Here is a 21,155-nt window from a genome sequence, read left to right on the forward strand (position 1 = left end):
AAACTTTTTGAATAAAATTAATGCTATAATCAAAAAATTTGAAAATCAAAGTTAATTAAAGGTAAAAATATGAAAAAGCTAAATGGCTCGCAAATGATAAGCGAAGCGCTAAAACACGAAGGTGTTAGCGTTGTTTTTGGTTATCCTGGTGGCGCAGCATTAAATATCTATGATGAGACATATAAACAAGAGTATTTCACCCATATCTTAACCCGCCACGAACAAGCAGCTCTACATGCAGCCGATGGTTACGCAAGAGTTAGTGGCGAAGTCGGCGTGGCATTTGTAACTAGCGGTCCAGGATTTACAAATGCTGTAACCGGTCTAGCTACGGCGTATGCTGACTCCATCCCATTAGTTTTAATTAGCGGTCAAGTTGGCCTACCATTAATCGGCACAGATGCATTTCAAGAGATTGACGCCGTAGGCATATCAAGGCCTTGTGTGAAGCATAATTTTTTAGTCAAAAGTATTGAAGAGTTGCCACTTATCTTAAAGCAAGCTTTTTATATAGCAAGAAGTGGCCGCCCAGGCCCAGTCCATGTAGATATACCTAAGGATGTAACGGCTGCTATTGGCGATTTTGAGTATCCTAGCGAGATAAAGATGAAAACATATAAGCCAACCACAAAAGGCCATCCAAATCAGATTAAAAAGGCTTGTGAGGCTATACTAGCGTCCAAAAAACCAATTGTTTATATAGGTGGCGGTGCTGTAAGTAGCGGAGCTAGTGATGAGATTAGAAAATTTATCCAAAAGACCCAAATTCCAGCAGTAGAGACACTAATGGCGCTTGGAGTTTTAACCTCTGTTAATCCTTTAAATTTAGCTATGGTTGGTATGCATGGTAGCTACGCTGCCAATATGGCATTAAGCGAGGCTGATCTGATCATCTGCCTTGGGGCTAGATTTGATGATAGAGTTACAGGCAAACTAAGCGAATTTGCCAAAAATGCCAAAATCATACATATAGATATAGACCCAAGTAGCATTGGCAAAATTGTCAAAGTAGATTATCCTATTGTTGGTGATTTGAACAATGTAATGATAGAATTAAATGAGAAGATAAATTTAAATGGCGATGAATTTAGCGCTTGGAGAGATCAGATCGAAATTTACAAAAAGCTTCACCCGCTTAATTATAAAGATAGTGATGAAGTCTTAAAGCCTCAATGGGTAATAGAAAAAATGGGAGAAATTTTGCCAAAAGAGAGCATAATCACCACAGATGTCGGCCAACACCAAATGTGGGTTGCGCAATTTTTCCCATTTAATCGCCCTAGACAGCTACTTACAAGTGGTGGTTTAGGCACTATGGGATATGGACTTCCAGCTGCGATGGGGGCTGCTTGGGCTAGTGATGCGCCTGTTATTGCTGTTAGCGGTGATGGTGGATTTTTGATGAATATCCAAGAGCTAATAACCTTAGTAGCAAACAAAAAACGAGTGATAAATATCATCTTAAATAATAATTTCTTAGGTATGGTGCGTCAGTGGCAAACATTTTTTTACGATGAGAGATACTCTAATACCGATCTTAGCATTCAGCCTGATTTTGTCAAAATTTGCGAAGGCTTTGGTGGTAAGGGATTTGTAGCTACTACAAAGAGCGAATTTGAATCTGCTTTAAATGCCGCTTTAGAGTGTGAGTGCGTGAGTGTGATTGAGGTTAAAATAGATAGATTTGAAAATGTATTGCCTATGGTGCCAGCCGGTGCGGCTATTTATAATATGATATTGGAGTGAGAATGAGAAGGGTTATTTCTGCAATTGTATTAAATGAACACGGGGTTTTAAGCCGTATAGTTGGGCTATTTTCAGGGCGTGGGTACAATATAGACTCTTTGACTGTAGCTCCTGTGCCAGAGAGTGAATTTTCTAGAGTTACGATCACCACAAGTGGCGATGCTAGGGTATTTGAGCAGATCGTTAAGCAACTTCACAAACTCATACCAACTTATAAAGTTATAGATGATAGTGGCGAATATGTAGAAAAAGAGATGGCGCTTATCAAAATTTCACTAAATGAGGATTTTAGCGGACTTGATGCGATACTAAAATCATATAACGCTATAGTAGCTAACGCAAATGAACAATACATAATAGTAATGGGCTGTGATAACTCTGCTAGAATTGATTGTTTTATTAAAGTTATGAAAAAATATAACCCAATACAAATAGTCCGAAGCGGCTCAGTAATGATGGAAGTATGATGAAATTAAGTCAAATTTACTCTATTTTAGGATTAGAATTTAGCGGAGATGATATGGAGATTGCCTCACTTAGCTCCCTAGCTTTAGCTAAGCAAGGACAGATGAGCTACTGCGATTCATCTAAAAATACAAAGTATTTAGCTGATTGTAAAGCTGGTGCTGTGCTAGTGACTAAAGATATGGTTGATATGGTAAAGGGTAGGGCGGTCGTGGTAGAAAATCCACATCTTGCCTTTGCTATCTTATCAAAGCACTTTTCAAAACCGCTAATTAGGGAATTTAAACCATCAAATATAGATGAGAGCGTAACTATAATGCCAAATGTATATATAGGTAGCGGAGTTAGCATTGGTAAAAATAGTCTAATTATGCCAGGGGCATATATCGGTGATAATGTCCAAATTGGCAATGAGTGTATAATCCACCCAAATGTAACAATATACGCCGATAGTATAATTGGCAATGAGTGTATAATAAACGCAAATTCAGTAATAGGTAGCGATGGATTTGGCTACGCACACACAAGGACTGGAGAGCATATTAAGATATATCATAATGGTTGGGTAATCTTAGAAGATTACGTGGAGATTGGAGCTTGTACTACGATAGATAGGGGGGTTTTCGAGCCTACAATCGTGCGTAAATACTCAAAAATTGATAATCTAGTCCAAATAGGCCATAACTGCGAAATTGGCTATGGTAGTATCTTAGTATCTCAAGTTGGTCTAGCAGGAAGCACTAAGCTTGGTCGTAATGTTATAATGGGCGGTCAGAGTGGAACTGCGGGGCATTTAAGCATTGGTGATTTTGCTAAGATAGCTGGGCGTGGTGCTGTATCAAAGAGCATTGAAGGTAGCAAGGAGTATGGCGGACATCCACTTATAGAGCTTAAAGATTGGCTAAAGACTCAAGCTAGATTTTTACGAGAATTTAGTGGTAAAAACGACAAAAAGGGAAGTTAATATGGAAAATAAAGATATGTTTATCAATCGTGAGCTATCTTGGCTTAGGTTTAACTCTAGAGTTTTAGCTCAATGCAGCAAAGATCTTCCACTATTAGAAAAGCTTAAATTTATAGCGATATATTGCACAAATTTAGATGAATTTTATATGATTAGGATAGCTGGGCTTAAGCAGCTATTTGCCGCTGGTATAGTAGTAAGCGGTAGCGATGAGATGACTCCACTAGATCAGCTAAGAGAGATTAGAAAGTATCTAAAAGATGAGCAACAACTACTAGAAGCTTACTATAAAGATACCGTTAGTAAGCTTGCTGAGCATGGATTGTATATACAAAATTATGAAGAGTTAAGCGATGAGATTAAAGCTAGGGCAGATGAGTACTTTTTCTCAAATATATTGCCTGTTATTGTGCCAATTGCGGTTGATCCTACGCACCCTTTTCCTCATCTTAATAATCTTAGCTTTGCCTTAGCGGTTAAATTATGCGATGATGCTCATCCTGAGATTGTCAAATTTGGTATGATTAGGATTAGTAGAGTATTACCTAGATTTTACTATGCTGGAAATGGCGTATATGTGCCAATTGAGAGTATAGTCCATAAGCATGCAGGCGAGATATTTCCTGGCTATAGGCTACTTAGTAGCTGTGCTTTTAGGGTTACTAGAAATGCTGATATGGTAATAGAAGAAGAAGAGGCCGATGACTTTATGCTTATTTTAGAACAAGGGCTAAAACTTCGCCGAAAAGGTGCGTTTGTAAGATTACAAATAGACTCTGGTTGCGATCCTGAAATTTTAGATTTTCTAAATTTACATATGAAAATTTTCTATAAAGATATATATGAATATAGCACACCTTTGACACTTGGGGCGCTTTGGCAGATTATCTCTGATAAAGAGTTTTCTCATCTATTATTGCCACCATATACGCCTAAGACTTTACCGCCATTTGGTCAAAATGTCTCTATGTTTGATGCTATTGATAAAGAAGATGTGTTGCTATTTCATCCATATGAGAGCTTTGATCCTGTAACGCAATTTATCAAAGAAGCAGCCAAAGACCCAAAAGTTATATCTATTAGAATGACCCTTTATAGAGTGGAGAAGAACTCAGCCATAATCCAATCCCTTATAGATGCAGCCAACGATGGAAAGCAAGTTACGGTAATGGTGGAGTTAAAAGCTAGATTTGATGAAGAAAATAACCTTCACTGGGCTAAAGCATTAGAGAATGCTGGGGCTCATGTGATATATGGAATTACTGGATTTAAAGTTCATGCTAAAGTTAGTCAAGTTATACGCCAAATTGGAGATAAGCTAAATTTCTATATCCATCTAGGTACTGGAAACTATAATGGAAGTAGTGCCAAAATCTACACAGATATTAGCTATTTTACCTCTAGAGATGATGTGGCTAAGGATACTACTACATTTTTTCATATCTTATCAGGATTTAGCAAAAATCGTCGCTTAAATGAGCTATCAATGTCTCCAATGCAGATTAAAGAGCGTGTAATAGCAATGATTAAAAATGAAGCAAAAATGGGAAGTGAAGGCAGAATTATAGCCAAAATGAATGCCCTAGTAGATAGCGATGTTATAAAAGCTCTATATGAGGCTAGTAATGCTGGAGTGCAGATAAATTTAATCATAAGAGGTATATGCTGTCTTCGTCCAGGAGTGCCAGGAATGAGTGAAAATATCAAGGTCAGATCAATCATAGGTAAATACTTAGAACACGCTAGGATATTCTATTTTAAACACGCAAATCCTAAATTTTACATAAGTAGTGCTGATTGGATGCCTAGAAATTTAGAAAGAAGATTAGAGCTTATGACGCCTATTACTGATGCGGTATCACAAGGGAAATTGGGCGAAATTTTACGCTTACAAATCCAAGATAATGAGTTAGCATTTGAATTAGGTAGCGATGGAGAGTATAGCAGTGTGGTAAGAGCTCCAAATGAAAAAGCGATAAATAATCACGAATTTTTCGAAGGTTATCTAAATAAAATCTTTAAAACAATGAAAAAATCAAGCGACCAAGATAAAGTTCAAATTCTAGCTTCAAAACTCTTTAAAGAGAGTTAATAGCCTTGCTTAAACAGGGCTATTTCAGCTATTATTTATAAGATTTTTGATAGAATTTTGGCCAAATTTTAAATTTTTAAGGATACAAGGCTATGAGCTGTCCCATGTGTGCTTGCTTATCGTGCTATTTCTAAAGCTTTAAATAAAGATAAATTTATATTTTTAGTTAGGTTACAGCTCTCATTTATAAGTGCTATATCATATTTGGCCTTTATAGTAGCTTTTCCTACGCATTGCAACTGCGTATTTAGACGCAAAGCTCGCATAGCGTTATTAAAATTAAAAAAATTCTATTTTAGCGATTTTAGCCAATTTTATAGATTTCATGGACTTTGGCCGCCGCTTGTGCTTTTTGAGATGCGCAACTTTGCCAATAGTAGAATTTAAATTTAATTTTTAAAATAATTATATAAGGATAAATAATATGTCAAAAAGTTTTGTAACGGGATTTCCAAGAATAGGCGAACAAAGAGAGCTTAAATTTGCCCTTGAGAGTTTTTGGGCTGGTAAAACTAGCTTTAATGAAGTTCAAAATGTAGCTAGTGAGCTAAAAAAACGCCACTGGGGCTATCAGATAGATGCAAAAGTAGATCTAATCAGTGTAAATGACTTTTCATATTATGATTTAATGCTTGATAATATCATCACTTTTGGTGCTATTCCGCCTAGATTTGCTGGGCTTAGCGGATATGATCTATACTTCTCAATGGCTAGAGGAAATGCAAATAGCGTAGCTATGGAGATGACAAAGTGGTTTAATACAAACTACCATTATATCGTGCCAGAGCTTAACCGAGATACTAAATTTAAGCTAGATAGCAGTAAAATTGTCGCTGAGTATAAAGAGGCTAAAGAAGCTGGGGTTGATAAAGCCAAAATCAATCTAATTGGTCCTATTACCTTCTTAGCACTTAGCAAAACAACAGATGGTAGCAATGCATTTGACCACCTTAATGCTTTAAGTGAGCAATATGTCAAGCTAATTAGTGAGCTTTCAAAGCTTGATAGTGAGGTTATTATTCAAATTGATGAGCCGATATTTGTAACTGATAAAGCTAGCGAATTAGCAGATAAAATAGTGCCAATTTATGATGCTTTAGCCACTGCTGCAAACAGTGTCAAAATCATATTTATGACATATTTTGAACACGCAAATGAAGCGGTTAAAGAAGTAGTAAAAAGCAAAATTTGGGCTATAGGTTTGGATTTTGTCCATGCCTCATCTCAAGATAAGGCTCTTGAGATACTATCTAATAGCGATAAGGTGCTTTTTGCTGGTTTGATAGATGGTAGAAATGTGTGGGTTAGTAACCTTGATGCTAAGGCTCAAATCGCAAATAAAATAAAAGAATTTATCCCAGATGAGCGCCTATATATCGGAACTTCGTGCTCTTTATTACATGTGCCATATACTTTAAAATATGAAGATAATTTGGCTATAAAAGAGTGGTTGGCCTTTGGTGTTGAGAAGCTTACAGAGCTTAAAATTCTAAAAAAATTGGTAAATGGTGGCGAGTTTTGTGAAACTGGCAAATGCCTAATAGAAGCCAACAGAGCAGCCATAGCCTCTAGAAAAACTTCAGATTTAATCAATGATATAAATGTTCAAAATAGAGTTAAATCACTAACTAAATTTGATAGAGATACAGCCTATGAAGAGCGTATAAAAGCCCAAAAAGCATTATTTAACCTACCTGAACTTCCTACTACTACAATTGGTAGTTTCCCACAAACTCCAGAGCTTCGCCAAGTCCGCAACGCATATAAAAAATCTCTAATCACAAAAGAGTCCTATGAGAGTGAGATTAAAAAATATATTGATGATTGTATCAAATTCCAAGAAGAGTGCGGATTAGATGTATTAGTTCATGGTGAGCCAGAGAGAAATGATATGGTTGAGTATTTTGGCGAACAGCTAAAAGGATACGCATTTAGCGCTAATGGTTGGGTGCAAAGCTATGGTAGTCGCTGCGTTAAACCACCACTTCTATTTGGAGATGTGAGCCGTCCAGCACCAATGACTGTAGAGTGGATCACATACGCTCAAAGCAAAACTTCAAAGATTATGAAAGGTATGCTAACAGGCCCTGTAACTATCCTAAATTGGAGCTTTGTGCGTGATGATAAGCCAAGAAGTGATATAGCTAAAGAGCTTGCACTTTGTATCTATGATGAGATCGATGACTTACAAAAAGCTGGTATCAAAATCATTCAAGTTGATGAAGCGGCATTTAAAGAGGGGTATCCACTTCGTAAAGAGAATATCCCAGCATATGAGAAATTCGCTGTTGATTGCTTTAAATTAAGCGTTTGCGTAGCAGATAAAACCACGCAAATTCACACTCATATGTGTTATTCTGAATTTAACGATATTATCAAAACCATTGAAGCAATGGACGCCGATGTAATCAGTATAGAGACTGCTAGAAGTGGAAATGAGCTATTAAAAATATTCAAATCAGTTGGCTATAAACAAGAAGTTGGTCCAGGCGTATATGATATTCATAGTCCTAGAATTCCTACAGTTGAAGAGATAGCAACTCAGATAAATGCGCTTTTAGAAGTTCTACCTAAGTCTCAACTATGGATAAACCCAGATTGCGGATTAAAAACACGCAAATGGCAAGAGGTAAAGCCAAGCCTAGAAAATATGGTAAAAGCGGTTAAAATAGTCCGTATGAGTTAATTTATTTACAGAGCTAACTTCGGTTGGCTCTACTAAGTAAATTTGGAGATATATGCTAAAAGATAAGATAAAACAAGGTAGATCGGGAATTATTTTATATGGTCTTACTCCGCCCAAAATTAGTCTAAGCGAAGATAAAGCTAAAGAGATAGCCTTAAAGCAACTTCAAAGGCTTGAAGGGATAAAGATAGATGGCTTAGTAATCTATGATTTACAAGATGAGAGTAGTCGTAACTCAGATAATAGGACATTTGAATTTGTCCGAACGATAAATCCTGAAATTTATGCTAAGGATTATTTACAAAATCGCTATGAATCTGTGATATATAAGGCCGTTGGCAACTATGATAAGAGCGAATTTAGAGATTTTTTGCTATCTCATAGTAATGCTATAAGCGTATTTGTAGGGGCTAGCTCAGCTAGTGATACTCCTAGACTTACTCTAAATGAAGCCTATAAGATGAAAAAGGAGATCGCAAATACCATAACGCTTGGTGGTATCTGCATTCCAGAGCGTCATATGAAAAAAAACAATGAAGATCTACGAGTAGCCTCTAAGCGAGTTAAGGGGTGTGAGTTTTTCATCACTCAAGCTGTTTATGATATTGAGACTGCTAAGAAATTTTTAGATGATTTTGCTGCTTTGGGGATTAAGAATACTCCGATAATTTTTACATTTACGCCTTGTGGCAATGAAAAGACTTTTGAATTTATGCAGTGGCTAGGAATATCCATAAGTGAGCTATCTAAGCGTAGGATTTTTAATAGTAGTGATGCTTTAGAAAATTCAGTGAAATTAAGCCTTGATATGTTTGAGTTTTTATATAAATATGGTCTTACAAAAGGAGTTAGCATAGGGGCTAATGTGGAGAGTATCTCTACTCGCAAAGTAGAAATAGAGGCTTCTATCAAACTTTTAAAAGGAATTATCTCAATTATAGAAAAGGACTCATTAGAAAATACCAAAAGCAGAGTTCAAAGTGCGTCTAAATTTGATGAATAGAGATAAATTTCTAAGATATTTTTCAAATTTGGATTAATACTACGCAAAATTATCTTATATATTTAAATTTATCATATAATTTTATTAAATATAAATCTTATATCTATTGATAATTTTTATAAATCATATATATTAATATTTATAAAAGATAAAAATATAATTAGTAATATATAATTAATTTATATATCTTTAATAAGATTAATATAATTTTAAATTAATATTCTAATAAAAATATCTTATTGATTAATCCCTATGATTGAGATAGAATTGTAGCTCAAATAAAAATAGGGAGGCAAGATGAAAAATCAAGATATTTTAAAGAGATATAATAAATTTATCTCTTTTAGAAATAGATTTTGCGTTTTGATGAGTTGCGGAATTTTTGCTATATTTTTCGCTTTTATACTAGCTATTGGTTTTTATCCCGATATTTTAGGATACAAAATAGGACCTAGCTCTATTACGCTTGGGATTATTTGTGGTGTGTCGATAATCATTATCGCCATATTATCTACTGGCGTTTATACGCTATTTGCAAATAAATATTTTGATAAGGAGCAAATGCAAATTATTGAAATACTAAAATCAAATGGTAAATTAGATAACGCTCAAAAATATGGTATAAAGGGGTTAGAATGAGAGTATTTATAATATCACTACTATTTTTTGCCTATTCTTATGGGGCTAGCTTAGATTTAAATGGAGCAAAAAGTGAGCTAAATATTGTAGCGATTGTGATGTTTGCTATCTTTGTCTTAGCTACACTTGGAATTACATATTACTCCAATAAGCTTTCAAAATCCACTTCTGGATTTTACACTGCTGGGGGCAATATCACTGGATTTCAAAATGGTATGGCCACAGCTGGGGATTATATGAGTGCGGCTAGCTTTTTAGGGATTGTAGGGATTGTATTTCACAGCGGTTTTGATGGGCTTGTATATTCAATAGGATGGCTTGTAGGTTGGCCTATTGTGCTATTTTTGATAGCAGAAAAATTTAGAAATCTAGGAAAATTTACATTTTCAGATATTATTGCTTATAGACTAGATGAGAAGCCTGTAAGGGTAATCTCAGCAATTAGCGGACTTATACTTATTGTATTTTATCTTATAGCTCAAATGGTTGGTGCTGGAAGTTTGATACAAGTTCTTTTTGGGTTGCCTTATGAAGTAGCGGTAGTTATCGTAGGAATTATGATGATATTATATGTGGCTTTTGGCGGTATGCACGCTACTACTTGGGTGCAAATTATTAAGGCTGGATTATTGCTAGGTGGGGCTACTTTTATGGCTATTATGATACTTTATCGCTCTGAATTTAATCTTAGCTTATATTTTGATTTAGCCATTGCAAATCACCCTAATGGCGAAGATATTATGAGACCTGGTGGCTTACTATCTGATCCTATATCTGCTATATCTTTGGGGCTTGCTTTGATGTTTGGCACTGCTGGATTACCTCATATTTTAATGAGATTTTTTACAGTAAAAGATGCCAAAGAGGCTAGAAAATCTGTATTTTACGCTACAGGATTTATAGGGTATTTTTATATTTTAACATTTATTATAGGCTTTGGAGCTATCGCATTTTTGCTTGGTAATCCTGAATTTATAGGAGCTGATGGTAAATTTAATGGTATAGCAAATATGGAGGCAATAGAGCTTTCTAAAGTGCTAGGCGGAGATATATTTTATGGATTTATCTGTGCTGTAACCTTTGCTACTATCTTAGCTGTTGTGGCTGGGCTTACCATATCTGGAGCTGGAGCTATCAGCCATGACTTGTATGTCAATGTCTGCAAAAATGGACAATGCGATGCAAAACAAGAGATGAAAGTAACTAAAAGAGCTACAATAGCTCTAGGATTACTAGCGATTTTACTTGGTATGGCTTTTGAAGGGCAAAATGTAGCATTTATGGTTGGACTTGCATTTAGCATAGCAGCTAGTGTAAATTTTCCTATAATTTTACTTTGTATATATTGGCGTGGGCTTAGCACAAAAGGTGTATTCTATGGTGGCTTGATAGGACTATTTGGCGTAATTAGTCTAGTTACATTAAGTCCTAGTATCTGGGTAAGTGTGCTTGGATTTGAGAGTGCTATTTTCCCTTATAATTATCCTGCAATATTTAGTATGCCTATCACATTTATAGCTATCTATATCATATCTAAACTAGATAACTCACAAAGGGCTAAAGTGGATAGAACTGGATTTGAAGCTCAAGATTTCAGAGCACAAACTGGCATTGGTGCTAGTGGAGCCATATCGCATTAATAGAGTAGGGGAGTGTATAAATCCCCTATTTACCATATTTTATTTCTACTTCTTATATCTTTTATTTAAATTTATCTATTTTTTAGCTTGAATTACCGATATAAAATAAGCAATTGTAGCCTATACACAGACTAAAATTAATTATCTAGAGTTAAGCAAATTTAAATAAGCATTATGAACGATAAATTTTAAAATCAAATAAACCCATATTAATCAATACTTAAAACATCAAAATGGTAATATTTCAAAATTAAAATCAATAAACATAATAATAAATAAAAGCTAAAAGCCATAATTTATATATTTTTGTATCTGAAAACCAAAATCTTAACTCAAAATAAAAACCCAAGCTAGAATGATTAAAAATAGTAAAATACGCACTATTTTATATATTTTGTATTGAAAACTATAATTTTCAAACTAAAATAAATTTAGCAATTTCCAACCTATTTTTATATATTAATATATCGATTTTACCATATTTTAATTGACTTTACCTTTTGTATGATAGTAATTTATCCATAAAATTTAAGGTGAAATATTTGACTTTTGTATGTGTATTATTTTATGTAAAATTATACTATATAAAAAGATATAAATTTTGAATGCAAAAATTAAATTTAGCTTAATATATTTAAAAGTATGATTAAAAATAGAAAGAAAGTAATCTTAATTGAATTTTTCTAATATTACGCCACATTCTATGTGGTTAGTATGGACAAATTGATCAAAAATGGCAAATTTAACCACCTTGTGAGTTTGTGATAAAATATTTAGGTTATCTCTAAGTGTATGTGGATTACACGAAATATAGATAATATTATCAATCCCGCTCATAAATTTTAGCACACTATCCTCACACCCAGCACGAGGTGGATCGACTAATATATGGCTAAATTTATAACTATCTAGATCTACACCACGCAATCTTTCAAACTCTCGCTCTTTAGCCATTGCGCTCATTATCTCAGCAGCACTTAATCTAGCAAATTTGATATTATTTACGCTATTTAATTTACAATTTTTTAAAGCCATATTGATTGAGCTTTTTGAGATTTCAGTAGCTAAAACTTGATTAAATTTAAAACTAATAGGTAAAGTAAAGTTACCATGACCGCAATATAATTCTATTAAATCAGCCCCACCCATAATCCCATCTACAGCCCATGAAATCATCTTTTCATTCATATTTCTATTTGGCTGGATGAAGGCAGTATCACTCATAGTATAGTAAAATTTACGCCCATTTACCATCAATATCTCATCGATATTTACATTGCCAAATTCTAGCTTCACTCCCCTACTTCTAGCGATCAAGCCGATTTCTAATCTGCTTTGTAATCTTGCTAGATTATCATAAATTTGATCTATATCCTTATGATACAAAAGTGTTGCCACCAAGCTTTTAGCCGAACTGATAAACTCCACACCAAATAGCCGCCCCACTAAAGCCTCATCATCTTTAATAGCATTTAGCAGTCTAGGCATTAAATTTGATATTTTCAAATCCACTATTTGACAGCTATCAATTGGCAATTTTTGAGAATTAACCCCACGCATACAGTAGCTTATATCGCCATCTTCATGCCAGATACCAAACTCCGCCCTACTCCTAAATCCAGCCTCATTTGATTGAAAAAATTCAAATTCCCCGCTATAAAACTTTCCAAAAAGCTCTTTTATCTTAGCGATTTTTAGCTTCTTTTGCTCATTATAGCTAATCGTTAAGGCGCAACTACCACATTTATGTAAATATTTACAATCCACGCCCTACTCTTTTTCAAAGAAAAATCCAGCCCAACTCTGCGTCGTAGGCATAACTTCAAGGCTATTTATATTGACATGTTTGGGTAAATTTATACAATCAAGCACGATTTTTGCGATATCATCAGCGCTTAGATACTTCGTCCCATCATAGACAGCATCGCTTTTTTGCTCATCTCCTTTGTATCTTACTAGGCTAAATTCAGTCTTAGCAATGCCAGGAGCAATCTCTGTAACCCTTATATTATCACCCTTTAAGTCATTTCTAAGATTAAAGCTAAATTGCTTTACAAAAGCCTTAGTAGCACCATATACATTCCCACCAGGATATGGCCACTGACCAGCTACGGAGCCAAGATTAAATATATAGCCACTTTTTCTCTTAGTCATAATAGGCAAAACAGCCTTAGTAGCGTATAAAAGTCCCTTTATATTGGTATCAATCATAGTCTCAAAATCATCTAAACTCGCCTCATTAACTCTCTCAAGCCCAAGGGCAAGCCCAGCATTATTAATCAAAATTTCAATATCTCTATACTCACTTGGTAGCTCATCAATAGCTTTAAATAGAGCATTTTTATCCCTAATATCACAAGCAATTATATGAGAATTTGGCAATTCATCTGCTAGATTCTCTAGCCTATCTTTACGGCGACCAAGCAAGATTAGCTTATAACCATCTTTAGATAAAGCCCTAGCCATCGCCTCCCCAAAACCAGAAGTAGCTCCAGTTATAAAAGCTGTATTTTTCATATATATCCTTTAAATTTTATCATTTTGCGGTATGAAAAGCTGATAATTATCATCTAATATATAGTACAGGCGATTTATATCTTTAGAAAATATCGCTCCAAATTTATTATCCAAAATTTTATTACTAAAGCTTAAAAATTGTAAAATATCATCACTATTACGCAACTTTAAAAGCGGATTAATATCATCATTTATTATATTTACCTTTTTATTAAAGATTTTAGAAAGACTCTTAAAATGCTCTATAACCTTTTTGCTATCATTATCAATTTTAGTATCAAAATGATAAAAATCGATACTAAAATCTAGCTGCTTACAGCAGTCCATTATCACGCTAGAGTTGCTCTCGGCATCTGTTTTATCGCCTAGTATTACACCTTTTTTTAATATTTTAAATCCATTTTTTCCTATTTTTAAAATAGGCACTTTAAGGGCTTCAAAACCTCTTTTATAGTGGTTAAAGACCTTGCTATTAGTGATTACTAAGCCTATATCAAGCTCATTCATCTTAGATTTATTAATCGAAATTTTAGTGCTAAAATAGTCAATATCTATAAATATTTTATTAGATTTTAGCTCTTTTATACGGCTAAAATTAGAGCATAGAGTCGGATTTATCACCTTTATAAAAAGCTTTTTATTATTTAATCTATTATGAAGTTCGATAGTATCATCTATGAGTAGATCTATCTCATTTTTACTCATAAATTTCATATCTAACTCTAAATATATATTGTTTCCAAATGGATTTGGGAATTGACCTGGCTCCTTTTTAATCGCACGAAAAACGCTTTCTAAAATTCTAGGCTCCCCTACGATTAAAAGTGTATCATTTGGCATTATTAAATCATCAGCAGTAGCGATGGTGTAGCTACCTTTTCTATATATCATAGCTATTTTCCACCGCTTTTTACGGATATTTCCTACATGTCTATAGGCGTAGCTACTACCATTTGGGACTTGAACCTCCATAATCTCGCCTACCCCCATGCCTATATTATCAGCGATAACTGGCACATCTGGTAAAAAATCCATAAATCTAGAGCTTAAAATTTTCCTAGCATCAATGATAGATATATGATTATCACCGCTAAAATATCTACCCATACCCCATAAATCCAGCACATCCATATCTAAATTTGGGTAAATTTGACGCAGATTTTCGCATACACATTTTATGTCAAATTCATTTTGCATTATCACCATAGCTTGTTCAAATTCGCTCTTTAAATGTAGCTTTAGCTTACCAAGGCTAGTTGGATCAAAGTTATAAAATATAAAATTTTCAAAATTCACATCCCAGCTAGGGATAGTCTCTTCATTATAGGTTATTACTGTATAGTTATGCAGGGCGTTATTTTTGCTATTAAATAATCTCTCAAGGAAATTTTTAGCCAAAATTCCATCAGCAATAATCAAAATATTTTTCATCAACTCTCCATAAAAAATGGTTATCTTAGCATAATTGAAATTTAAAAAAAATAAAATGTTTATTCTAAATATCTGCACCTAACTCATTATTATAAAGCCAAACAAAGTCAAATAAAATTAAAAATACAATAAGATATTATGATTTTCGTAATTAGTAAATTTCTTATAAATGTGTTATAATGTTTTTATAATTTTTATTATTGAAAGAATAATTTTATGGCAACTTCCTATATATTACCAAAATCGAAAATGACAGAAGAAGATATTAAATTTCACTATATTACTCCAGCATTGTCGGCTAAATGGGATACTAGAAAAATCACCATGGAGACAGAGCCTGTAAATAATTTCACGGATGGGAAGGTTCTCATTAAAGGAAATGTTCCAAGTCGTGATAAAGGGAAAAGGTGTGACTATGTTCTTTGGTATAATAAAGGAACTCCACTAGCAATTGTAGAAGCTAAAGATAATAATCATCCAGCATCCTTTGGTATGCAACAAGCCATTTCCTATGGAATTATGATGAATGTTCCTTTTGTCTATACTTCAAACGGAGATAGCTTTTTTGAACACGATTTTACAACTGGGCTTGAAAAAGAATTACCACTTTCTGAATTCCCCACAGCTGACGAACTTTATCAAAGATGGAAAGGTGCTGATGCAAAAAAAATAGTAGAAGTTGAAAACAAAGAACGATATGAGATAGATGGAGAATCAAAAGTATATAATGTTCCACTTTGTTTTGAAGAAAAATTATTAAACACGCCTTTTTATTCTGGTTCAAATTGTTATCCTCCTAGGTACTACCAGCGAAATGCAGTAAATAGAACTCTTGAAGCAGTAGCAAAACAGCAAAGCCGAATTCTTATTACAATGGCAACAGGAACAGGAAAAACCTATACGGCTTTTCAGATTGTATGGAGACTTCTTGAATCTGGAACTAAAAAGAAAGTTCTTTATCTTGCAGACAGAAATAATCTCGTAGATCAGACTATTAACGGCGACTTTAAGCCTTTAGAAAAGGTGATTCATAAAATCAATTTCCAAAAAGAAGATAAATCGAAAATTTCAGCATATCAGGTCTATTTTGCCCTTTATCAACAGTTGGATTCTACAAAACACAAAGGTGAAGAGATAGAAGAAACAGAAGAAGAAATTGAAGCAGAAGTATCAAAGTATAAAGAATTCTTTAAACCAGATTTCTTTGATCTTATTATTGTTGATGAGTGCCATCGTGGGTCTGCAAAGGCTGATTCTCGCTGGCGAAAGATTCTTGATTATTTTAGTAGTGCTACACAGATTGGTATGACTGCTACACCAAAAGAGACAAAATATATTTCTAATATAGATTATTTTGGAGAACCTGTTTACAGCTACAGTCTTAAACAAGGAATTGAAGATGGGTTCCTTGCTCCTTTCAAAGTTATAAATGTACACACAAGTATTGATAACGGCTGGAGACCCAAACGAGGTCAAAAGGATATTAACGGAGTAGAAATCCAAGATAGAGAATATAATCTTTCAGATTATGACTATAATATTGTCATCCAAGACAGAATTGATGAAGTTGCAAGAGAAATCACAAAGTTTTTAAAAGAAACTGACCGTATGTCCAAGACAATTGTATTTTGTCCCACAGAAGCCGCTGCAGAAAGAATGCGAGTTGCACTAAATAATTTAAATACAGATATGATTTTAAAAGACAATCAAGGCAATGTAAAAGAGCAGTATGTGGTTCGTATCACTGGAAGTGATAAATATGGAAAAGAAAAGCTAGATTATTTTATTTCAATTTCGCAGCCCTATCCTGTTATCGCAACTACATCAAAGCTTCTTTCTACTGGAAGCGACTGCAAGATGGTAAAGCTTATTGTTTTAGATGAGCTAATCAATTCAATGACAGAATTTAAGCAGATAATTGGCCGTGGAACTCGTCTGAGATATGAAGAGGGAAAAACTCATTTTACAATAATGGATTTTCGTCGTGTAAGTCGTCTATTTGCTGATCCTGAGTGGGATGGAGAGATTGAACAAGATGAGGACTTTGGAGAAACTAAACCAAAACCAGAAACATCTCCTAAGCCAAATCCTGAAGGCGAAGATGGTGATGAAGGTATTATTGCGCCAATCCCTAATCCCAATGTAAAACCTATAATTGGCAAAGGTGGTGTTTCAGTAAAAATTTTGCAACGTGTAGTTAGCATTTATGATACAGACGGAAAACTTCTAAAACAAGAATCAATAGAAGATTACACAAAGGAAAGTATTATTGGAGCATATCAGACTTTGGAAAACTTTATTCAGACCTGGAATAAAGAACAGAAAAAAGAAGTTATCCGAAATATGCTTAAGGAAAAAGGCATTGATCTTGAGCTGATTAAAAAGGATCAGAATATGACTGATGTAGATGACTTTGATTTTATCTGCCATATCGCATTTAATCAAAAGCCTTTAACTAGACGCGAACGCGCAGAAAATGTAAAGAAGAGAGACATCTTTGGAAAATACGGTGAAGCTGCACGCGAAGTTATAAATGCACTTTTGGACAAATATGCTGAACTTGGCATTTACGATATTGAATCAACAGAAATTCTAAAGCAGAATCCATTCACAAAATATGGAAAGCCTTCTAGAATTGCGGCTTTATTTGGGGGAAATGATAAGTATAGAGCCGCTATTTGCGAATTAAAAAATGAATTATATAAAATAGCATAAGGAAATGAATAGATGAGTAACTTAAGCGGTTTTGTAAAAAGAGTCCGTGATATAATGCGAAATGATGCCGGTATTAACGGTGATGCACAAAGAATTGAGCAGATAGCATGGATGCTTTTCTTAAAAGTATATGATGCAAAAGAAGAAGATTGGGAATTTGATGATGAAAAATATGAATCTATAATTCCCAAAAACTTGCGTTGGAGAAATTGGGCTCATACAGAAAATCAAAATGATGGACTTACCGGCGACCAACTATTAAATTTTGTAAACAATGACCTTTTTCCAACATTAAAAAAACTTGAAATAAATCCAAGCACACCAATTCGCCAAAGTATCGTTCGTACAACATTTGAAGATGCGAACAATTATATGAAAGATGGCGTTTTAATGCGTCAGATAATTAACATTATTGATGAACTTGATTTTGGAAACTACGAAGAAACACATGCTTTTGGCGAAATCTATGAAACAATCTTAAAAGAACTTCAAAGTGCAGGAAGTGCTGGTGAGTTTTATACTCCACGCGCTGTAACAGAGTTTATGGCAAAAATGATTAAGCCCCAAATTGGCGAAACAATGGCAGACTTTGCTTGTGGAACAGGAGGCTTCCTTTCAAGCTGGATAAAAGAACTTGAAGCGATCAAAGACGCAAAAGGATCAATCAGTAATGAAGATTCTGAAAAACTTTACAATTCAATTTACGCAATCGAAAAAAAACAATTCCCTTATATGCTTTGCGTAACAAATATGTTACTTCACGGAATTGACAATCCAAAAGTATTTCACGATAACTCACTTACAAAAAAACTTTTAGATTACACAAAAAAAGATGCATTTGATGTAATTCTTATGAATCCACCTTATGGCGGAAGCGAAAAAGAAGACATCAAGCAAAACTTTCCAACTGATCTAAAATCAAGCGAAACAGCCGACCTTTTTATAGCTGTTATTTTGCATCGTCTAAAGAAAAATGGCCGTGCAGCTGTAATTATCCCTGATGGTTTTTTGTTTGGAAATGATAACGCAAAGACAAATCTTAAGAAAAAACTTCTTACAGATTTTAATCTTCATACAGTAGTCAGAATGCCACAAAGTGTCTTTTCTCCTTATACAAGCATTACTACAAATATCTTGTTTTTTAATAACGAAGAACCAACCGGTAAAACATGGTTCTACCGTGTAGATATGCCAGAGGGAATTAAACACTTTTCTAAAACTAAACCGATGAAACTTTCTGATTTTGATGATTGTGTTGCATGGTGGAATGACCGCAAAGAAATCAATGATAAAGAAGGAAATCCAAAGGCAAAATGTTATTCTTCTTGGGAGCTTATAGAAAGTGGATATAATTTTGATGTTTGTGGATATCCCAAAGAGGAAGAAGAAATCTTAAGCATAAAAGATACAATTCTTAACTACAAAAAGCATAGTGAAGCTACAGAAGAAAAAATTAACTCAACACTAGCAAAAATCACTGAAATTCTTGGAATTGAATTTTAGATTTGTATTAAAAATGCAAAAAATTGGACAAACTAATATTTACATAAACATAAAACTTATGGAGCTTTTAAAGGCATAACCTGTAGGAAATTCCATCAAGTTTAATATAATAAGGAAACTAAATTGGCAAAGATAAAAAAAGATACAAATTTAAAAAAAGCAATTCTCCAAGCAGCCATCACTGGTCAGTTGATTAGTAATATAGAAGGAGAAACTGAAACTGGCAAACAGCTTTTAGACAAAATTATTAAAGAGCGCAATAAAAAACTTCTAGCCGAGTGGGAAGAAGCAAAAAAGAAAAACCCAAAAGCCAAAAAGCCCACTCCAATTGTCGCAAGTGAAATAGCAGAAGATGAAATCCCCTTTGAAATTCCTAAAAATTGGTGTTGGTGTAGATTGGGGAATTTAGGTATTACAAATACTGGTGCGACACCTTCAAAAAATAATCCCGAATATTTTGGAAACTTTATCGATTTCCTATCGCCCGGTGATATTCAAAATTCAATAATTACTTATGGGAAACAGGGGCTATCAGAAGCTGGATACAAGGTTGCAAGACCAACCCCTTCTGGCACTATAATACAAGTTTGTATTGGTGGTTCTATTGGGAAATGTGCTGTTGTTGACAGAGAAGTAACTTTTAATCAACAAATAAATTCAATAACAACTATATGTTCTAATACTCAATATATCTATTATGTTCTTTCTTCTGAGTATTTTCAAAAAATAATTATAGAGTACTCAACAGGAACTGCAACCCCTATAATTAATAAATCTAGTTGGGAAAAATTATATATTCCCCTTCCACCGCTTGCCGTGCAAAATGCCATTGTTGCAAAACTTGAAGAAGTGCTGCCTTTGGTTGATGCTTACGAAAATGCAGTTCTCCAAAAAGAGGAGTTAAAAACCGCTCTTTTTGATAAAGTAAAAAAAGCCATTTTACAAGAAGCAATACAAGGCAAGCTCACAGAATCTTGGCGAAAAACTGCCACAATAGAAGAAACTGGAAAACAACTTTTAGATAGAATTATTGAAAAGCGCAATAAAAAACTTCTAGCCGAGTGGGAAGAAGCAAAGAAAAAAAACCCAAAAGCCAAAAAGCCCACTCCAATTGTCGCAAGTGAAATAGCAGAAGATGAAATCCCCTTTGAAATTCCAAAAAATTGGTGTTGGTGTAGATTGGGGGATTTAGGCACATTTATTAATGGGGATAGAGGAAGTAATTATCCATCAAAAGATAAATTGTCATCCAATGGAGAAATACCTTTTGTAAGTGCAATAAATTTTGAAAATACAACATTGAGAAAAGATAATCTATTGTATGTTTCCCAAAAGCAATATGATTTACTTCGAAGTGGGAAATTACAAAAAGAAGATTTTGCAATTTGTATAAGAGGTTCATTAGGTAAATTCTGTTTTTATCCATTGGAAGTTGGAGCGATTGCATCTTCATTAGTAATTCTTAGAGCAAATGAAATAATTAACAAAAAGTATCTTTATTATTATTTATGTTCTGATTTTTTCTATGAAGAAATAAAAAGATTTAACAATGGAACTGCACAACCAAATTTAGCTGCTGGTGATTTAATTAAATTTTTATTTCCACTCCCACCGCTTGCCGAGCAAGAAAAGATTGTAGAAATAATTGAACAGATATTGCCTTTGTGTGAAAAGTTGGCTTTTTAAATCAATTTAATTATTCTAAATTCTAAGCAAGATTTTGATAAAATTATGCTAATTAAATAAGGATTTAT

The 21,155-nt window shown here is 34.0% G+C and carries 15 protein-coding genes; 11 read left to right on the plus strand and 4 right to left on the minus strand.

All coding sequences use genetic code 11. The annotated features are described in order from the left end of the window. Nucleotides 1–69: 69 nt before the first annotated feature. The 4 genes from CSUIS_RS04315 to CSUIS_RS04330 are packed head-to-tail and all read left to right on the plus strand — an operon-like array spanning nucleotide 70 to nucleotide 5,267. Nucleotides 70–1,746: an acetolactate synthase large subunit gene (locus CSUIS_RS04315; protein ID WP_086297366.1), complete on the plus strand. Its 1,677-nt coding sequence runs from the start codon at nucleotides 70–72 to the stop codon at nucleotides 1,744–1,746. Between the two features lie 2 nt (nucleotides 1,747–1,748). Beyond that, complete coding sequence (gene ilvN / locus CSUIS_RS04320; RefSeq protein WP_086224528.1) at nucleotides 1,749–2,213, plus strand: acetolactate synthase small subunit; 465 nt, start codon at nucleotides 1,749–1,751, stop codon at nucleotides 2,211–2,213. Continuing rightward, nucleotides 2,213–3,175 (plus strand): UDP-3-O-(3-hydroxymyristoyl)glucosamine N-acyltransferase, encoded by a 963-nt coding sequence (lpxD, locus tag CSUIS_RS04325; protein ID WP_086297368.1) that lies wholly within the window; start codon nucleotides 2,213–2,215, stop codon nucleotides 3,173–3,175. Before ilvN ends, lpxD begins: the two co-directional genes overlap by 1 nt. A 1-nt stretch (nucleotide 3,176) precedes the next feature. Continuing rightward, nucleotides 3,177–5,267 carry an RNA degradosome polyphosphate kinase gene (locus CSUIS_RS04330; RefSeq protein ID WP_086297370.1) on the plus strand — a complete coding sequence of 697 codons (2,091 nt, stop codon included), beginning with the start codon at nucleotides 3,177–3,179 and terminating at the stop codon, nucleotides 5,265–5,267. 116 nt (nucleotides 5,268–5,383) lie between these two features. Here CSUIS_RS04330 and CSUIS_RS08495 read toward each other — a convergent pair whose 3' ends face one another. Beyond that, nucleotides 5,384–5,533, minus strand: a complete 150-nt coding sequence (locus CSUIS_RS08495) for a hypothetical protein (RefSeq protein WP_192940165.1) — start codon at nucleotides 5,531–5,533, stop codon at nucleotides 5,384–5,386. A 158-nt stretch (nucleotides 5,534–5,691) separates the two neighbouring features. Here CSUIS_RS08495 and metE point away from each other — a divergent pair, with 158 nt between their 5' ends. From metE to CSUIS_RS04355, 4 genes are all read left to right on the plus strand, one after another. Then, nucleotides 5,692–7,953, plus strand: a complete 2,262-nt coding sequence (gene metE, locus CSUIS_RS04340) for a 5-methyltetrahydropteroyltriglutamate--homocysteine S-methyltransferase (RefSeq protein ID WP_086297373.1) — start codon at nucleotides 5,692–5,694, stop codon at nucleotides 7,951–7,953. 52 nt (nucleotides 7,954–8,005) lie between these two features. Then, on the plus strand, nucleotides 8,006–8,956 hold the full coding sequence (locus CSUIS_RS04345) for a methylenetetrahydrofolate reductase (protein ID WP_086297375.1): 951 nt from the start codon (nucleotides 8,006–8,008) through the stop codon (nucleotides 8,954–8,956). Between the two features lie 297 nt (nucleotides 8,957–9,253). Beyond that, nucleotides 9,254–9,595 carry a DUF485 domain-containing protein gene (locus tag CSUIS_RS04350; RefSeq protein WP_086297377.1) on the plus strand — a complete coding sequence of 114 codons (342 nt, stop codon included), beginning with the start codon at nucleotides 9,254–9,256 and terminating at the stop codon, nucleotides 9,593–9,595. Next, nucleotides 9,592–11,235, plus strand: coding sequence for a cation acetate symporter (locus tag CSUIS_RS04355; RefSeq protein WP_086297380.1), 1,644 nt, complete (start codon nucleotides 9,592–9,594; stop codon nucleotides 11,233–11,235). Before CSUIS_RS04350 ends, CSUIS_RS04355 begins: the two co-directional genes overlap by 4 nt. Before the next feature lie 669 nt (nucleotides 11,236–11,904). On the opposite strand, the gene trmA is transcribed toward CSUIS_RS04355, so the two are convergent. The 3 genes from trmA to CSUIS_RS04370 are packed head-to-tail and all read right to left on the minus strand — an operon-like array spanning nucleotide 11,905 to nucleotide 15,183. After that, the gene (gene trmA, locus CSUIS_RS04360) at nucleotides 11,905–13,002 is read right to left on the minus strand and encodes a tRNA (uridine(54)-C5)-methyltransferase TrmA (protein ID WP_086297382.1); all 1,098 of its coding nucleotides are present in this window, start codon (nucleotides 13,000–13,002) and stop codon (nucleotides 11,905–11,907) included. Nucleotides 13,003–13,005: 3 nt separating this feature from the next. Beyond that, nucleotides 13,006–13,752: an SDR family NAD(P)-dependent oxidoreductase gene (locus tag CSUIS_RS04365; RefSeq protein WP_086236675.1), complete on the minus strand. Its 747-nt coding sequence runs from the start codon at nucleotides 13,750–13,752 to the stop codon at nucleotides 13,006–13,008. 9 nt (nucleotides 13,753–13,761) lie between these two features. Beyond that, nucleotides 13,762–15,183, minus strand: coding sequence for a COG3400 family protein (locus tag CSUIS_RS04370; RefSeq protein WP_086236674.1), 1,422 nt, complete (start codon nucleotides 15,181–15,183; stop codon nucleotides 13,762–13,764). Nucleotides 15,184–15,432: 249 nt separating this feature from the next. Between CSUIS_RS04370 and hsdR the strand changes: the two genes are divergently transcribed. From hsdR to CSUIS_RS04385, 3 genes are all read left to right on the plus strand, one after another. Then, nucleotides 15,433–17,898, plus strand: a complete 2,466-nt coding sequence (hsdR, locus tag CSUIS_RS04375) for an EcoAI/FtnUII family type I restriction enzme subunit R (RefSeq protein ID WP_202819627.1) — start codon at nucleotides 15,433–15,435, stop codon at nucleotides 17,896–17,898. A gap of 12 nt (nucleotides 17,899–17,910) precedes the next feature. Then, the gene (locus tag CSUIS_RS04380) at nucleotides 17,911–19,401 is read left to right on the plus strand and encodes a class I SAM-dependent DNA methyltransferase (protein ID WP_086297388.1); all 1,491 of its coding nucleotides are present in this window, start codon (nucleotides 17,911–17,913) and stop codon (nucleotides 19,399–19,401) included. 123 nt (nucleotides 19,402–19,524) lie between these two features. Beyond that, a complete protein-coding gene (locus CSUIS_RS04385; protein WP_086297390.1) occupies nucleotides 19,525–21,087 on the plus strand; it encodes a restriction endonuclease subunit S in 1,563 nt (520 codons plus the stop codon). Nucleotides 21,088–21,155: the final 68 nt, after the last annotated feature.

This window comes from Campylobacter porcelli, assembly GCF_002139855.1.
GTDB classification, from domain to species: Bacteria; Campylobacterota; Campylobacteria; order Campylobacterales; family Campylobacteraceae; genus Campylobacter; species Campylobacter porcelli.

Coding starts and splice junctions, on each gene's coding strand:
- CSUIS_RS04355 (WP_086297380.1), top strand. CDS start 9,592: ATGAGAGTATTTATAATATCACTACTATTTTTTGCCTATTCTTATGGG.
- CSUIS_RS04380 (WP_086297388.1), top strand. CDS start 17,911: ATGAGTAACTTAAGCGGTTTTGTAAAAAGAGTCCGTGATATAATGCGA.
- metE (WP_086297373.1), top strand. CDS start 5,692: ATGTCAAAAAGTTTTGTAACGGGATTTCCAAGAATAGGCGAACAAAGA.
- CSUIS_RS04350 (WP_086297377.1), top strand. CDS start 9,254: ATGAAAAATCAAGATATTTTAAAGAGATATAATAAATTTATCTCTTTT.
- ilvN (WP_086224528.1), top strand. CDS start 1,749: ATGAGAAGGGTTATTTCTGCAATTGTATTAAATGAACACGGGGTTTTA.
- CSUIS_RS04315 (WP_086297366.1), top strand. CDS start 70: ATGAAAAAGCTAAATGGCTCGCAAATGATAAGCGAAGCGCTAAAACAC.
- CSUIS_RS08495 (WP_192940165.1), bottom strand. CDS start 5,533: ATGCGAGCTTTGCGTCTAAATACGCAGTTGCAATGCGTAGGAAAAGCT.
- hsdR (WP_202819627.1), top strand. CDS start 15,433: ATGACAGAAGAAGATATTAAATTTCACTATATTACTCCAGCATTGTCG.
- CSUIS_RS04370 (WP_086236674.1), bottom strand. CDS start 15,183: ATGAAAAATATTTTGATTATTGCTGATGGAATTTTGGCTAAAAATTTC.
- CSUIS_RS04345 (WP_086297375.1), top strand. CDS start 8,006: ATGCTAAAAGATAAGATAAAACAAGGTAGATCGGGAATTATTTTATAT.
- CSUIS_RS04365 (WP_086236675.1), bottom strand. CDS start 13,752: ATGAAAAATACAGCTTTTATAACTGGAGCTACTTCTGGTTTTGGGGAG.
- lpxD (WP_086297368.1), top strand. CDS start 2,213: ATGAAATTAAGTCAAATTTACTCTATTTTAGGATTAGAATTTAGCGGA.
- CSUIS_RS04330 (WP_086297370.1), top strand. CDS start 3,177: ATGGAAAATAAAGATATGTTTATCAATCGTGAGCTATCTTGGCTTAGG.